15 protein-coding genes are annotated in these 16,822 nt (G+C 40.0%); 13 read left to right on the forward strand and 2 right to left on the reverse strand.

All coding sequences use genetic code 11. The features are described 5' to 3' along the window. The first annotated feature begins 12 nt into the window (after positions 1-12). The 11 genes from miaB (at position 13) to AC27JP_RS01095 (ending at position 12,810) form a co-directional block, all read left to right on the forward strand. Entirely contained in the window at positions 13-1,470 is a 1,458-nt protein-coding gene (gene miaB, locus AC27JP_RS01045; RefSeq protein WP_487111590.1) for a tRNA (N6-isopentenyl adenosine(37)-C2)-methylthiotransferase MiaB, read from the forward strand. A gap of 72 nt (positions 1,471-1,542) precedes the next feature. Then, a complete protein-coding gene (locus tag AC27JP_RS01050) occupies positions 1,543-2,619 on the forward strand; it encodes a PhoH family protein (protein ID WP_487111591.1) in 1,077 nt (358 codons plus the stop codon). After that, positions 2,609-3,082, forward strand: a complete 474-nt coding sequence (gene ybeY / locus AC27JP_RS01055) for an rRNA maturation RNase YbeY (RefSeq protein ID WP_487111592.1) — start codon at positions 2,609-2,611, stop codon at positions 3,080-3,082. Before AC27JP_RS01050 ends, ybeY begins: the two co-directional genes overlap by 11 nt. Before the next feature lie 175 nt (positions 3,083-3,257). Further along, complete coding sequence (locus AC27JP_RS01060) at positions 3,258-4,136, forward strand: CorC family transporter (protein WP_487111593.1); 879 nt, start codon at positions 3,258-3,260, stop codon at positions 4,134-4,136. Positions 4,137-4,157: 21 nt separating this feature from the next. Further along, positions 4,158-5,696 carry an apolipoprotein N-acyltransferase gene (lnt, locus tag AC27JP_RS01065; protein ID WP_487111594.1) on the forward strand — a complete coding sequence of 513 codons (1,539 nt, stop codon included), beginning with the start codon at positions 4,158-4,160 and terminating at the stop codon, positions 5,694-5,696. Positions 5,697-6,008: 312 nt separating this feature from the next. Beyond that, positions 6,009-7,286 (forward strand): efflux RND transporter periplasmic adaptor subunit, encoded by a 1,278-nt coding sequence (locus tag AC27JP_RS01070; RefSeq protein ID WP_487111595.1) that lies wholly within the window; start codon positions 6,009-6,011, stop codon positions 7,284-7,286. A gap of 86 nt (positions 7,287-7,372) precedes the next feature. After that, positions 7,373-8,074: an ABC transporter ATP-binding protein gene (locus AC27JP_RS01075; RefSeq protein ID WP_487111596.1), complete on the forward strand. Its 702-nt coding sequence runs from the start codon at positions 7,373-7,375 to the stop codon at positions 8,072-8,074. A gap of 31 nt (positions 8,075-8,105) precedes the next feature. Next, a complete protein-coding gene (locus AC27JP_RS01080) occupies positions 8,106-9,416 on the forward strand; it encodes an ABC transporter permease (protein WP_487111597.1) in 1,311 nt (436 codons plus the stop codon). 12 nt (positions 9,417-9,428) lie between these two features. Further along, positions 9,429-10,643, forward strand: coding sequence for an ABC transporter permease (locus AC27JP_RS01085; protein ID WP_487111598.1), 1,215 nt, complete (start codon positions 9,429-9,431; stop codon positions 10,641-10,643). 137 nt (positions 10,644-10,780) lie between these two features. Beyond that, positions 10,781-12,448: an amidohydrolase gene (locus AC27JP_RS01090; protein WP_487111599.1), complete on the forward strand. Its 1,668-nt coding sequence runs from the start codon at positions 10,781-10,783 to the stop codon at positions 12,446-12,448. Continuing rightward, on the forward strand, positions 12,445-12,810 hold the full coding sequence (locus tag AC27JP_RS01095) for a VanZ family protein (RefSeq protein ID WP_487111600.1): 366 nt from the start codon (positions 12,445-12,447) through the stop codon (positions 12,808-12,810). The genes AC27JP_RS01090 and AC27JP_RS01095 overlap by 4 nt, the downstream gene beginning before the upstream one ends. Before the next feature lie 76 nt (positions 12,811-12,886). Here the strand turns inward: AC27JP_RS01095 and AC27JP_RS01100 are convergent, their stop codons facing one another. Next, positions 12,887-13,849, reverse strand: coding sequence for a GGDEF domain-containing protein (locus AC27JP_RS01100; RefSeq protein ID WP_487111601.1), 963 nt, complete (start codon positions 13,847-13,849; stop codon positions 12,887-12,889). Between the two features lie 2 nt (positions 13,850-13,851). After that, positions 13,852-14,961 carry a response regulator gene (locus AC27JP_RS01105; RefSeq protein WP_487111602.1) on the reverse strand — a complete coding sequence of 370 codons (1,110 nt, stop codon included), beginning with the start codon at positions 14,959-14,961 and terminating at the stop codon, positions 13,852-13,854. 214 nt (positions 14,962-15,175) lie between these two features. On the opposite strand from AC27JP_RS01105, the gene tpx reads away from it, so the two are divergent. Together tpx and AC27JP_RS01115 are read left to right on the forward strand one after the other, a co-directional pair. Further along, a complete protein-coding gene (tpx, locus tag AC27JP_RS01110) occupies positions 15,176-15,823 on the forward strand; it encodes a thiol peroxidase (protein WP_487111603.1) in 648 nt (215 codons plus the stop codon). 331 nt (positions 15,824-16,154) lie between these two features. Then, positions 16,155-16,622 carry an Hsp20 family protein gene (locus AC27JP_RS01115; RefSeq protein WP_487111604.1) on the forward strand — a complete coding sequence of 156 codons (468 nt, stop codon included), beginning with the start codon at positions 16,155-16,157 and terminating at the stop codon, positions 16,620-16,622. Positions 16,623-16,822 lie beyond the last annotated feature (200 nt).

Raw genomic sequence — 16,822 nt, forward strand, 5'->3', positions numbered from 1 at the left:
AGGCGTGAATAAATGAGTAAAAAGCTATACATCAAAACTTGGGGCTGTCAAATGAACGAGTATGACTCGCAGAAGATGGCGGAACTTTTAGACTCTACCCACGGGTTTGAGTTAGCCGAAGAAGCGGAAGACGCTGATGTGATTTTGCTAAATACTTGTTCAATTCGCGAAAAGGCCCAAGAAAAAGTATTTCATCAGTTAGGCCGTTGGAAAAACCTTAAAGCTGATAATCCAGATCTTGTTATCGGGGTTGGTGGCTGTGTTGCTTCGCAAGAAGGTGACGCTATTCGTCAACGTGCTCCTTATGTCGATATGGTATTCGGTCCACAAACCTTGCACCGCTTACCTGAAATGATCCAACAAGTTACTGGCACTAAAAGTTCGGTGGTTGATGTTAGCTTCCCAGAAATTGAAAAGTTTGACCGTTTGCCAGAGCCTAAAGCCGAAGGGGCAACAGCATTTGTATCTATTATGGAAGGTTGTAGTAAGTATTGTACCTTCTGCGTAGTACCGTACACTCGTGGTGAAGAAGTTAGTCGCCCGCTTGATGACGTATTATATGAAATAGCACAATTAGCTGAGCAAGGTGTTCGTGAAGTAAACTTATTAGGACAAAACGTTAATGGCTACCGTGGTGACTCGCATGATGGCAGCATTTGTCGTTTCTCAGAATTATTACGCTTAATTGCCACTATTGATGGCATTGATCGTATTCGATATACCACTTCTCACCCAATTGAATTTACTGACGACATCATTGATGTTTATGCTGATGTACCTGAGCTAGTCAGCCATTTACACCTTCCAGTACAAAGTGGCTCAGACCGTATTTTAACGCAAATGAAGCGTGGCCATACGGCAATCGAATATAAGTCTCAAATTCGTAAATTGAAAAAAGCACGTCCAGATATTTGCATGTCATCTGACTTTATTATTGGCTTCCCAGGTGAAACTGATGCTGATTTTGAAGCTACCATGAACTTGATCAAAGCAGTTGATTTTGATTTAAGCTTCAGCTTTATTTATAGCGCTCGTCCAGGTACGCCTGCAGCAGATATGGTTGACGATATTAGTGACGATGTTAAAAAACAGCGTTTGCAAATATTGCAAGACCGCATTAGTCAACAAGCATTGCGTATTGCTCGCCAAATGCTTAATACCGAGCAGCGTATTTTAGTTGAAGGACCATCGAAGAAAAACCCGATGGAACTACGTGGCCGTACCGAGAACAACCGTATCGTAAACTTTGTTGCACCTCATTCAGTCATAGGCCAATTTGTTGACGTAAAAATCACCGACGTTTATGCCAACTCACTACGTGGTGAGCTAGTCCGCCAAGAAAGTGAAATGGGCTTGAGAATAGCGCACTCACCAGCTGATATTTTGGCTAATAGCCATCACCAAGCCGGTGAAGTTACCGTAGGTGAAAGACCAGCCGATGAATTAGGTGTCGCAACCTATATCCCTTAACGAAGATGGCAACGGTGAATAATCCACTTATTTACCGTTTGCAATCAAGGTTACACATATCAGGAATTACTTTTGAGCAAAAATACCAGCATTAATTTCGAGCTTTCTCCGGCTGACAATAATCGCCTAGCTAACTTATGTGGCGCAATGGATGACAACCTAAAAACCATCGAACGTCGAATGGGTGTTGAAATTAGCTATAGAAGCCATGAATTTAAGGTCATGGGAAAAGTTATCAATTGTGAAGCCGTTAAAAAACTTTTGATAAATTTATACTTAGAAACCGAAATTGTTAAGGGTAAATCAAAAGACATCACTGCTGAAATGGTACATTTAGCCATTCTTGACGCTGGCACATTAGAAGTCGAAACCAGTAAATTAGATGCAAAATATGACGATATGCTAACGATAAAAACTAAACGTGGCATTATAAAACCTCGTAATGAAAATCAACAAAGTTACGTACAAAATATTATTACCAATGACATTAGCTTCGGTGTTGGTGTTGCCGGAACAGGCAAAACATATTTAGCCGTTGCCTGTGCAGTTGACGCATTAGAGCGTCAAGAAATTAGACGAATATTACTGACTCGCCCAGCAGTCGAAGCTGGTGAAAAACTAGGTTTTCTTCCTGGAGATTTGTCACAAAAAGTCGACCCTTACTTACGCCCTTTATACGATGCACTATTTGAGATGCTGGGCTTTGAAAAAGTTGAAAAGCTGATTGAGCGCAATGTTATTGAAGTAGCGCCATTAGCTTATATGCGCGGTAGAACCTTAAACGACGCCTTTATTATCCTCGATGAAAGCCAAAATACCACCGTTGAACAAATGAAAATGTTTTTAACCCGTATTGGTTTTAACTCAAGAGCCGTTATTACCGGCGATATCACGCAAGTTGATTTACCACGTGGACAAAAATCAGGTTTACGCCATGCCATTGAAGTGTTGGCAGACATTCCTGGTGTTAGTTTTAACTTTTTTCAATCAAAAGATGTTGTGCGTCATCCTGTGGTTGCGCGTATTGTTGATGCCTACGATGCTTTCGAACAGAAAGAAAATCGTTTAAAAAACGAAAAACAACAACGCAAAGCTGATGAACTTGCCCGTGCTACAAATAGCCTTAGTGAAGGTTCAAATGAAAAGTAGCAAGCATCGTATTGTGTTAGATTTACAAATAGCTTGCGACAATAAAAATTTACCGAGCCAAGAAGATTTTCAACATTGGCTTGAAGCGGCATTAACAGAATATGAAAAACCATTTGAGCTAACCATTAGGCTCGTTGATGAGCAAGAAAGTCAGCAATTAAATTGCCAATATCGTGGTAAAGATAAACCAACCAATGTTTTGTCTTTTCCCTTTGAAGTACCCGAAGGCATTGAACTAGATTTACTCGGCGACCTCATTATTTGCGCACCAGTAGTTGAACAAGAGGCTGTGGAACAGAAGAAAACTCTCACGGCACATTGGGCTCACATGGTCGTTCATGGTTGCCTGCACTTATTAGGCTATGATCATATTGAAGATGACGAAGCTGATGAAATGGAAGCATTAGAAACTAAAATAATTATTGCGTTGGGATTTCCCGCGCCGTACGATGTGAATCATTAAAAATCATTGATTCTCTTGCAATAAAACAGAGCACCGTAATATTGATTTACCTCAGTTAATTTGTAACTGAGTAAGAAAATCATCATATATTACTTGAAATAATTAAAAATCGGTTACAAACTAACCAACTCTTTTAGCATTAACAATGCGAACAACAAGGAAATAACAAAGCTCTATGAGCGACGACCACCCCCATTCTAGTAACGGTTCTACTAATAAATCTATCTTGGATAAGATTGTGCAAGTATTTACAGGAGAGCCGAGAAATAAAGAAGAGTTAGTAGGCGTATTAAACGATGCCGAAGACCGCGAACTTATTAACCCTGAAATCAAGCAAATGATTGAAGGTGTACTCGAAGTATCAGATATGCGTGTACGCGATATTATGATCCCTCGCTCACAAATGGTGACATTAGACATCAACGACGCACTTGAGAAATCATTGCCAATCATTGTCGAATCAGGCCATTCAAGGTTCCCTGTCATCAATGAAGATATTGATCATATTGAAGGGATCTTACTAGCAAAAGACTTACTCGCTTATGGTTTCAAGCAAGTCAAAGAAGAGTTTACTTTAGGACAAGTTATTCGCCCCGCGATAATCGTGCCTGAAAGTAAAAAGGTTGATCCGCTATTAAAAGAATTTCGCCAGCAACGCTACCATATGGCGATTGTTGTTGATGAATACGGCGGTGTCTCTGGAGTTGTTACCATCGAAGACATTCTCGAACTCATAGTTGGTGAAATTGAAGATGAAACCGATGATGCCATTGAAGAAGATATCAAACACTTAGCAGGCCAAGTCTATCAAGTGAAATCTCTCACTGACATCCCTGACTTTAATAGTTACTTTGACCTACAATTTAATGAAAGTGATGCCGATACCATAGGTGGCATTGTATTACAGCACTTTGGCCATATGCCTAAAAAAGGTGAAAAAGTAACGATTAATAAAGTGGTATTTAAAGTAACTGCTGCTGATAGTCGCCGTATTCAAACTTTACAAGTCACTATCCCTAAAGAGCATGAAGTCACAGGTAAAATCGTTGACTAATACCTTATGCTGAACACGTTAATGTCTCGGTTTAAAAGCAATATAACCAGCAAAGAAAATGGTCTGAGTTTGCTATTAGGAATGTGCTTAGTGTTCTGCTACGCACCTTTCTCTTACTTTGGCTTAATTGCGGTGATCTTGCCACTATGGCTATTTACACTGCAAGGAAAATCGCCTAAAGCAGCGGCAAAACAAGGCTTTATTTTTGCCTCTGGCTGGTTTGCTGCCGGCATTAGCTGGGTTCATGTCAGCATCGACCAGTTCGGTGGTCTACCATTACCGGTTTCCCTATTATTAATGCTAATGCTTTGTATGTATTTAGCTTTATTCTTGACACTTGCTTGTTATCTAGCCGCTCGATTTTCCGTCAATAAGCAACTTAATTTATGGCTGCTTCTGCCTATTTGGCTACTGGCTGAATTTTTACGCGGCGTATTCTTAACCGGCTTTCCTTGGCTAACTTTAGGCTACAGTCAAATTGATGGTCCGTTAGCCGGTTTTGCCCCCGTTATTGGCGAGAAAGGTCTTAGTGCCTTAGTCATACTACTGAGCATCGCGCTGGTATATATCGTCAAAAATAAACAACGTTATTTTCATAGCGCATTAATTATTACTACGGTTATCTTCACATTAATCTTGAATAAAACGACATGGGTAACTTCGACAGGACAGTCAGTAACAACCGCTATTGTTCAAGGCAATATTAAACAAGAGCTAAAATGGTCGCCAGAGCAAACTTGGCCAACTATGCTGAAATATTTAGATCTTACCCGAAAAAGTTATCCCGCAGATATTGTTATTTGGCCAGAATCAGCCATTACCGCTGCTGAACCGAGCACTCAAGCACAAGACTTTCTTGAACTAGCTCAAAGCTCTGCACTACTCAATAACAGTGCGATAATTTCCGGTATTATCGATTACGATATCAATAACCAACATTACTACAATAATTTAATTGTGCTTGGTAAATACAGCCAAGAAGATCAGCTAGGCAGCTACCAATATAACAATAGCAATCGCTATTCCAAGAATCACCTTTTGCCGATAGGGGAATTCATTCCTTTTGCCGATTGGTTAAGGCCAATAGCACCACTTTTCAATTTACCTATGTCTTCTTTTAGTCGCGGTGATTACCAGCAAAATAATCTTATCGCCAATGGTTACCACTTATTACCACTCATTTGTTTTGAAGTTGCTTTTGCAGAGCAGCTCAGTGCTAATTTTTCTAATCAAACCGACTTACTACTTACCGTAAGTAATGACGCATGGTTTGGTAACTCTCACGGGCCACATCAGCATTTAGAAATTGTTCGAATGCGTGCACTTGAATTTGGCCGACCATTTCTGCGTGCCACCAACAACGGTATCACGGCCGTTGTTAACCACCAGGGCGAGATAATAACGAAAATCCCACAATTTGAAGAAGCCGTGCTCAGCACTCAAGTACCACTGGTTAAAGGCCTGACGCCATACGCACGCTATACCCGCATAATTGACTTCGCTATACCTTTATTATTGCTAATGATGGCACTCATACGTCGATGGCAGTGTAGATCTTAGCTACTTTCTTAGCCACAAATATAAAGCGCTAATCTATAGCGCTTTGTGTCATCAAATTGACTCAGCTAGCTCTTTTAATGTTATTCATACAAATATTTTCGATAAAATTTTTATAGCCAAAACGCCTTGCAAGAGACTAAAACACTAACAATTTGCCTTGTTCCTTATTATTCAACCTTAAGATAATAAGAATTAATCGCATTCTTTTTAAACCTTTTCCTCATTAGATACGACTTAAGTTTATGTCAGTATGTCTCAGCAAATGGCTTTGCTAAGCACAAGATACTGATATTGACATTCGGGGGGAAAGTCATGTCGATTAAAGATACCAGTGAACAAGATAGTAAAATAGAAATAAAAACATCGCCGAAAAAGCGTTGGGCAATCATTACTTTAGCCAGCGTAGTTGTTGTAAGTTTGATTTGGCAAGTCGCGCCAGCAGCATCTCGTTGGAGCAAAGCACAGCAGTCAATCTCACTTGAACGGGTTAGGTTAGCGACTATTACACAAGGGGATTTCACCCGAGATATTTCAGTATTAGGACGGGTTGTTGCAGCCGTCAGCCCAACGGTATACAGCCCGGCAGACGGTACCATTACTTTATTGATCGAAGCCGGTCACGAAGTTAAACAAGGGCAAGTTATTGCCAAGCTTGAAAGTCCAGAATTAAACAGCCAGCTTTTCCAACAGCAAGCGAGCTTAGAAAGCTTACAATCAAGTTTTGAACGGCAAAACATTCAAGCTAAAAAACAGCGCCTGATTGACCAAAAAGCCGTTGATTTAGCCAATGTAAAGCTTGTTACCGCCGATAGAGAAAAACGCCGTGCCGATCTCGGTTATGAAAAAAGTGCCATTAGCCAAATCGATTACGAGAAAGCACAAGACGAGTTAGAACAAGCTAATTTACAGCATAAACATGCCATACAAGACGCGGCGCTTAATGCAGAAAGTTTAGACTTTGACAGCAAATCTTTATTACTTGATATCAGACGGCAAACTTTATTAGTTAAAGAGCTACAACGCCAAGTAGACGGGCTAAATATCGCCTCACCCGTGAACGGCATTGTCGGCAACTTAAGCACAGATAACAAAACCTTTTTAAGTAAAAACCAAGCTATTTTAACTATAGTTGACCTATCGCAGTTCGAAGTTGAAATTGAAATACCGGAAAGCTACGCCGATGATTTGGCGATAGGTATGGAGGTCAATATTCAATTTGAGCAGCAGCCCTTTCGTGCTCGCTTAGTAACAATTTCCCCCGAAATACTGAATAATCAGGTTACTGGGCGAGTGCGTTTCACTAACGATATTCCAAAAAAGCTACGCCAAAACCAACGTTTAAACACGCAAATTATTCTTGAGTACAAAGAAAACGTATTACAAGTGCAACGCGGGCAATTCTTAGACAGCAGTGGTGGCCGCTTTGCCTATAAAGTCGTTAATGGTCTCGCAGAAAAAACACCAATTACCACCGGCGCTCGCAGCTTAAGCCATGTCGAGATATTACAAGGCTTAAAAGTGGGAGACCAAATCATTATCTCTGGCACCGACACCTTTAATGCCGCCGAACAAGTATTACTCAGCGACTAATCGACCATAGCGCCAACTAAATTAATCACTAACGCAGAAATAATTAAAGAGCAGTCAACTGTTCATCAGATACAGGGGAATTCATCATGCTAGTAATGAAAAACATCAATAAAATATTTCAAACCGCTGATATTCAAACACACGCCCTCCGCGATTTTTGCTTACAGGTAAATGAAGGGGACTTTGTCAGTGTAACCGGCCCTTCAGGCTCGGGGAAAACCACTTTTCTTAACATCGCAGGACTGCTTGAAACTTACACCAACGGAGAATTCTTACTGGACGGTGAAGATGTCGGTAAATTAAATGACAATGGTCGCTCTCGGATGAGAAACCAAAAAATTGGCTTTATTTTTCAAAGCTTTAATTTAATTCCAGATCTCAACCTATATGATAATGTTGACGTACCGCTACGCTATCGTGGCTTCAATGCCAAAGAACGTAAACGCCGCATCGAAGAAAACCTTGAACGTGTTGGACTAGCATCTCGCATGAAGCACTTACCCAGTCAATTATCCGGTGGACAACAGCAACGTGTTGCAATAGCAAGAGCATTAGCAACCGATCCTCGCTTTTTATTAGCCGATGAGCCAACCGGAAACTTAGACTCAGAAATGGCTAAAGGCGTGATGAGCTTACTTGAAGAAATTAACCAGCAAGGCACAACAATAATAATGGTGACCCATGACGCCGAATTAGCGCAGCGTGCCAAACGTACCATTCAAGTTAAGGATGGGCGCGTTAGTGAGTTAGAAATTGTTGCCTCAACCGCCAATCAAGCCATTGCTTAACGAATAATCCAACAAGAACAAGGATAAATTTATGTTTAGTTATTACTTACGACTTGCTTGGATCAGCATAGTTCGCCATTGGGGCTTAAGCCTATTAATGGTATGCGCTATTGGTTTAGGTATCGGTGCTGCAATGACCACAGTTACGGTTAATTATTTAATGTCAGCCAACCCGATCCCTGAAAAAAGCGAGCAACTCTATTATGTCCAACTCGACAGTTGGGATGCTAATGATCCCTTTGATGATGGCCTAAACCCACCGGATCAATTAACCTTTACCGACTCAACAAACTTAATGCGCGCGCAAAAAGCCTTTCGCCAAAACGTGCAGGCACAAGCATTCGGCGTTATTGAGCCTGAAGATCCTGAAATGCTGCCGCTGATTGTTAATGGCCGTGCAAACTCCGCTGATTTTTTCCCTATGTTTAACGTCCCCTTTATTTACGGAAGCGGTTGGTCAAATCAAGCGGATGAAAGTAAAGAGTATGTTGTGGTGTTAAGTAAAGAAACTAACGACAAACTTTTCGGCGGTGCCGACTCGGTAGGTAAATCTATTAAGCTCGAAGGCAATATGTTCCGTGTGGTTGGAGTTATTGACAACTGGCAACCTAAGCCACGTTTTTATGATATCACCACAGGTGCATTTAACGAATCGGAAGATATTTTTGTTCCTTTTCATTTAATTGAAGATGAAAAAATATCACGTTCAGGCAACACCAATTGTTGGAAACCAACTGGCGATGGCTTTAAAGCGTTTCTAGCCTCTGAATGTATTTGGACCCAGTTTTGGGTTGAGCTGAAAACCGAGCAAGAAAAAGAAGATTATCTGCAATTTCTTAATGCCTATGTCGAAGAACAAAAACAGTTTGGCCGCTTTCAACGCCCGCTCGACAACCGTCTAAACAATGTTATGCAGTGGTTGGAAGTTCAAGAAGTGGTTGCCGATGATGCGCAAATGATGATGGCTATGTCATTTATGTTCTTGATCGTTTGTTTACTAAATACCGTTGGACTATTGCTGGCTAAATTCTTAGGTAAAGCGTCTGAAATTGGTTTACGCCAAGCCTTAGGTGCCAGCAAAGCAACCTTATTTAGCCAATATATTGTCGAATCTGCCTGTATTGGCATCTTGGGCGGCATGCTCGGTTTATTACTGGCATATTTAGGGCTAAAAGGTGTTGAAGGGCTTTATGGCGACTACATGCAGGGCTTAGCCAGTTTAGATACCAATATGGCAGTTTTAGCCGTTGTATTAGCTTTAGTTTCAACCATATTAGCCGGTCTATACCCCACTTGGCGCGCCTGCAATATTCAGCCCGCACAACAATTAAAAAGCCAGTAATAGGAATTCATTATGTTAGAAACAGGACTTATTATCCGCGCTTTAGCGCGAAATAAAATTGGCGCCTTGCTCATTGCATTACAAATAGCACTAACCATGACTATTATGGTCAATGCCATTTTTATGATCCAAGATCGCCAGCAACAAATGCAACGTGAAAGCGGTTTAGACGAAGCTAATACCTTTTATTTAACCAATACTATATTTGGCCAAGACTATAATATTATATCGCACTTACAAACTGACTTGCACATGATACGTAACACCCCAGGTGTGCTTGACGCCATACAAATCAATGCGATACCGCTCAGTAGTAGTGGGTGGTCAATGGCACTGCAGCACGAACCAGGTGAAGATAAAGACGCAGTTGGCACCGCCATTTATATGGTTGATGAACATGCAATAAATACCATGGGATTAGAACTTATTGCTGGTGCTAACTTTACTCAAGAAGATATTGAAATACGTAAAGACGGTCAATCAACCTGGCCAGCGAAAACGATTATTACCCAAGCCTTTGCTGAAAATTTATTCCCAGATGATTGGCAGTCTGCAGTCGGCAAAACCGTATATATTTCACAAACTCAACCGATGCAAATTATTGGTGTTATCAAAGCATTACAAGCACCATGGAATGGTTGGAATGGCGTCGAACGCAGCATGTTAGTGCCATTTCACCGCGAATCTAAAGGTGGTTATTACTTTATCCGTACGGAAGAAGGACGCCGTGATGAGTTAATGCCGGTGATTGAAAAAGCCTTAGCAGAAAGTGACAAAGAGCGAATTATTCGCCGCGTACGTACAATTGAAGAAACGCGTGAACGTAGTTACCGTCAGCATAACGCTACTAATAAAATATTAACCACTGTTGTAATTACTCTAACGTTAATTACAGGCTTTGGTATTGTTGGCCTCGCTATTTTTAGTATCAATCGCCGCACCAAGCAAATCGGAACGCGCCGAGCCCTTGGTGCTACCAAAGGCCAAATAATGCGTTACTTTATGATGGAAAATTTCATTATCTCTACCATAGGTAATGTCATCGGTTGCGTAGGCGCCGTTGCACTTAATATGTGGCTAGTAAATACCTTTAATTTGTCACCAATAAGCTTCCAGTTAGTAATGTTTGGCGTAGTTGCGCTATTTATTGTTGGTCAATTAGCAGTACTTTACCCCGCCAGAAAAGCAGCCTTGATAGCGCCAGCGACCGCAACTAGAACTATTTAATAAAACTAAGCAATTTTTGAACAGGGCCTTCGGGCCCTTTTTTAGCTTTTAGTTCTTATAACTAAAAAGATAAAAAACTCATTATTTTTCATGCTAGTATTTGCCAACAATAAAAAGGAATATTTGAAGGAAGTATCATGACTCGCTTGGCAACCACCATTAAAAACACGCTACTTTTAGCAACGTTAAGCCCAACATTAGTGTTCGCAGAAACCACACTTATCAAGAACATTCAGGGTTATACCATTAACGACGATAAGCTAAAAACGTTTGCCGCAATTCAATTTACCGATGACAAAATTGATAAACTGTATTTAGCGACTGAGGCACTTCCTACAACAAATGAATTAACGGTTGTTGATGGCCAGGGAAAAACCTTAATCCCTGGCTTAATTGACGCCCATGGTCATATTTTAAGTTACGGTTTAAGCTTATTACGCGCGGATTTAGTTAACAGTTCTTCAGAGCAAGATGCTGTAAATAAAACACTAAACTATGCTAAAGCAAACGCCGGATTAACTTGGATACAAGGTCGAGGTTGGAACCAAACACAATGGCCAAGTAACACATTTCCTAGTGCAAAAAGTTTAGATAAGCTATTTCCCAACCAACCGGTTTGGCTAAAACGCGTCGACGGCCATGCAGGCTGGGCCAATTCAAAAGCCATGGCATTAGCGGGCATCACAGCTTCAACCAAATCACCTGAAGGTGGCGAGATACTTAAAGATAAAAATGGTCAACCTACCGGTATCTTTATCGATAATGCCATGGCGTTAATTGATAACAGCATTGCACCATTAACCATCAAACAGCAAAAGCAAGTGCTAGTTAAAGCTATGGACTCTCTGGCCAGTTATGGCCTCACCAGTGTTCATGATGCCGGTATCGACAGCAATAATTTAACGGCATTTAAAGAGCTCAGCCAAGCAGGTGCCATGAGTATTCGCATTAATGCCATGTTGTATTTACCCTCAGAAAATTGGCAGCAAACCTTAGCGAATGGCCAATATCAAAGTCATGATGACATGCTGACTTTTAACAGCGTAAAAATTCAAGCCGATGGCGCCTTAGGAAGTCGCGGCGCCGCGTTAATTGAAGATTATTCAGATCACCCCGGTCATAAAGGCTTACTACTGAACACCCCAGAAGAATTTGAGCTGTTGGTGAATACTTCTATGAAACAAGGCTTTCAAGTCAATAGCCACGCAATAGGTGATAATGCCAACAAACTAGTACTGGATACTTATGAACAACAAATAAAAACAACTAACACACCGCATTTACGCCACCGTGTTGAGCATGCGCAAGTGCTGCGCCTAAAAGATATTCCACGCTTTGCCAAGCTTGATATTATCGCCTCAATGCAAGCAACACACGCAACCAGCGATAAGAATATGGCGCAAGATAGACTGGGCGAAGAAAGAATACTTGGTGCTTATGCCTGGAGAAAATTACTAAACGCTAACGCGATTATTGCTGCAGGTTCGGATTTCCCTGTTGAATCGCCAAATCCTTTTTATGGTTTACATGCCTCTATAACGCGTCAAGATCATAGCAATAGCCCGCAAGGTGGCTGGTTTGCAGAGGAAAAAATGACCGCACTGGAAGCCTTTAGAAGTTTTACCGTTGACGCCGCTTATTCTGGTCATCAAGAAAACATTATTGGCAGTTTAGCTAAAGGTAAAAAAGCTGATTTTGTTTTACTAGAACAGAACCTGTTTGATATTCCAGAGCAAGATATTTGGCAAATTTCAGTTGATAAAACTTGGGTTAATGGCAAATTAGTTTATAAGAAAGCGAAATGATCTCATTAATAAACTTTATCAACCGGTTTTGGCAGAGCATTACCCTAATAGTTTTAGCACTGATCACCATTGTTTCGCTATTTCCGGCTGATCAACTACCAGCAGTGCCTGGCAGTGACAAAACCCATCATTTTATTTCATATTGCGCGTTAATGCTGCCAACGGCAATTCGAAAGCCTAAATACTGGCTCACTTTGGCATTAGTATTTATCGCTTGGAGTGGCTTAATCGAGCTAATTCAACCCTATGTTAACCGCTATGGTGAATGGTTAGATATGCTAGCCAACGCTGGCGGAGTGCTAATAGCAATACTAATTGCTCAAGGTATACACTGGTCTATTGCAAAACAGGCTCGTCACTAACAAAACATTCTCCAGTTCAGTTTTTTTAGCATTATTAAAAAAAGCCCTTTCGGGCTTTTTTATTTACTATGTTTATTTAAGACTGCTGATGAATAGTTACTCTGTTACGGCCATTTTCTTTCGACTGATACAAGGCATTATCAACGTATTCAAGCCACTGCGATACCGACTTAAAGGTGGGCTCTACTTCTGCGATACCTAAGCTCACGGTATATTTAATTTCAATATCATTATAGATAACCACAGAGTCTTCTACCGTTTTGCGCAGACGTTCTGCAAAAACCACTGCATCTTCAATGTGAGTATCAGCCAATAGAATGACAAATTCTTCGCCACCATAACGTCCAGTAACATCAGTTTCGCGTACTTGCTCACGGATCAACTTGGCTAAGTGTCGAATAACATCATCGCCAACTAAATGGCCATAGCTATCATTAACCTTTTTAAAATGATCAATATCTAGCATCACTAAACTACTAGAATGCTGGCTGCGAGTATAGCGCTTGAATTCAGCTTCAATACACTGTTGCCAATGATTACGATTAAATAATTTTGTCAAACCGTCTGTTTGGCTAAGGATCGCTAAATCGGCATTTACTTTTTCCAATTCTTTCTTGTGAATGGCATTATCGGTTACATCATAAACCAGCAAGCATAAATGACTGACCTCACCTGTTGCCGACATTAGCGGAATAAACGTGGTGTTTTGGTACATAAAGTCCGCAGTACCCGTTATTGGTCGGTAGTTATTAAATTTGAATACATAAGGTCTTTGTTCCCATATAGTGAACGCCTTATTTTTTAATAAAAATACTGACTCTGCTTTACGACGAAACCAGTCTTCTGGTATTTCATCGAACAGCTCAAATAGCACTTTATCTTTCACCTCTCGTGGTAACAATCCACTGTGGTTTTCCATAAAGCCATTCCATATCTGGATACTATAATCTCTATCAAGTACCACTAAGCCTACGTCGATGGTATGCAGCATTTCCATCAACCAATGTAATTCATTTAACTGATCTGTTTGTACTGACATGATTAATCCAATAAGTAAGCAATTTTATTATTAAGCGTGGTTACTGACTCTTCAGTAAATAAAAGCAACAAGTCACATTTTATTGGGTAATTTTCAATGCTATAACTTATTTCAATGGCGAGAGTTTTTTTCCATTTATTAGTATTGGTGGCAATCAGTTCGGAAATTTTTCGATGTTGACCTAACACCACAGGGTGCCCCTGACTAAAAGACATATCAAGTTGCGTCGATATGCCACTTAAACACGCACCAATCAATAAATTAGCCATATCCATCAGTAGTTCTAATTCAACATTATTATCAAGTTCATGATGGTAATTCATCAAGGACGCAACATCTTTAAAACTAGAATCGTTAAGAATTAATAGCGCTTCGCCTGAAATACCCGCGCCAATAAAACCTTGGCAAATGCCAGAGGTTTTTTCTTTTGACTCAACATCAGAAAGCGCCATGGTTAACTCACTGACTTCAATTAAGTTAACATTCGGAATCGGCAATAAAACGAAAACATCGAGTAAACGCGCCAGTAAATCACCGGCTTGCCCCATCGCAACGTTCGCAATTTCTTGGTAACAATCACGCATGTCACTATCAAGCTCAATCGTTGATTCTGCAGGCCTCTCGAAGGTATCAATGCCTTTAGAAACATTTTCAACAACAGGCGGCAATTCAATATGATTGTCAGAGTGACTCTGCTCAATAATGGGTTGAGGTGCAACAGCTACACTTGGCTTTAAATCGTCTTTATTAAAAACACCATAAGCTCGTAGTATTTCAGTCAGCTTAGTTTTATCAACCGGCTTTTTAATGAAATCTAAAGCCCCAAGACTTTTAACCCGTTCGTGGGCTTCTGGCTGAATATCGCCAGAAATAACCACAACCAGCGTTGGCAGGTCTTGTTTTAGAATGGCTTCTAGCACTTGATAGCCATCCATCTCTGGCATATTCAAATCAAGTAATAGTACGTCCCCTTTTCCTTCTTTAATTGCGGTTATTCCTTCAACGCCATTTTTAGCAAAGGTTATATCGACATCCCATCCGTCGGGAAGCGAGCGCGCCACTTGTTTGCGCGCCATATTGGAATCATCACAAATTAACAAAGATGTTGGCATAAAGGAAAGAACCCTAAGTTGCTATTAAAAATTAGCTAAATCAAATTACTCAGCAAGGTATATTCGCAAATACATATGCACGGTAAACACGGTAAAACTGTTATTACATTATAATAAACAATAGATAGCTTTTGAAAATAAAACACGTTTTATTCGCATTTTTTCTTAGGCAAAGGTAAGCTTGATCAATATTTTACCTTAGTTAAATGACCAAATGATGAAACTTTTCAAATTACCATTAATTTCCACGCTTAGTGCATTAATCATATTCTCCGCTGCTGCTGAAACTGTCTCGCCCAATTTAACAGAAACCACCAATTTAGTGATGGCAGGGAAAAAGTATGTCACCTTACTTGGAACACAAGTTAAGCTTGGAGAAAGTGCGCCAAACTTTAAAGTTGTCACCGAATCATTTGCGCCGGTAACCTTGAGTGAATTTAATGATAAACATGTGTTAATTTCTGTGGTGCCAAGTTTAGATACCGGCGTTTGTTCAATACAAACCAAACGTTTTAATGAAGAAGTAGCTAACCTACCCGCAGATGTCGTTATGTTGACCATTAGCAATGATCTGCCTTTCGCCCAAAAACGTTTTTGTAAAACAGAAAAAGTGGATAGTATCAAGGTTTTATCTGACGCCGTTTGGCGTGATTTTGGCCAAAAGTATGGCTTATTAATTAAAGATATGGGCTTGTTAACTCGGGCGATTTTTATCATCGATGTTGAAGGAAAAATCGCTTATAAAGAATTGGTTGGCAACATATCTCAACACCCTGATTATGATACTGCCTTAGCAAAACTGAAATCACTAAGTCATGCGACTAAGCCGGTAAAAGAGACAACGAACGAGTCATCTGAATAACATTTTTTCTGACTAAAAAATAGAAACTGGTGTTAAGCACCAGTTTTTCAAATAAATAAAAAACTTACATATCAAAGAATTACCTGAAAAACCACCAATAAAGAAAAAATAAATTTCACATTTCCCTTGAAAATAAAACCTTCAATCCCATCTTTAATATTGTAGTCGCCGATAGGGTCTACATTAACCGCCTGTTCAATATTGAAAGGCACAATTAAACTCTGAGAATATTAAATTTCAGGTGTAATAATTCGCAGCATAAGCTGGTTTTAGCATCCGAAAGATATTTAAAGAGACAACATATTGCTTAATTAAAATTAGGATATGAATTATGCGTACATCTACAGATTTTAGCCCACTTTACCGCTCATTTATCGGATTTGATCACTTAGCAGGATTAATCGACAAAGCTTCAAGAGCAGACAAACAGTCTTCTTACCCTCCATATAACGTCGAGTTATTGGCAGAAGATCAATATCGCATCACCATGGCCATTGCAGGGTTTGCGGAAGAAGAACTGGAAATAGAATCCAAACAAAATACCTTAGTTGTTACCGGCACAAAAGCAGGCAACGTCAACAAAGCAGAACGTAAGTTTTTACACCAAGGCATTGCCGAACGTAACTTTGAACGCAAATTCCAGTTAGGCGATCATGTAAAAGTTATTGGCGCTTTTATGGAGCACGGTTTATTACATATAGATTTAGAGAGAGAAATTCCTGAAGCTTTAAAACCAAGAAAAATTGCCATTAACGGTAAAAGCTTATTGCAACAAGACGACTCAGAGGTAGCAAGTTAACTGCTATTTTAGACTAGTTTCTCCCTTATGTTTTTTTGCCCAGTCTTTGACTGGGCTTTTTTATAAAAACGCCAATACCGTTTTATTTTAAAACAATACTGCTGGTAAAATCATCTGCTATTCATAAATCTTCAATTTGCTATTATAGTAATAAAATGCTGAACTCAAGTTTATCGATTAGTACAAAAGGGTTTATTACT

It is taken from the genome of Colwellia sp. SU-HH01172, from assembly GCF_057553355.1.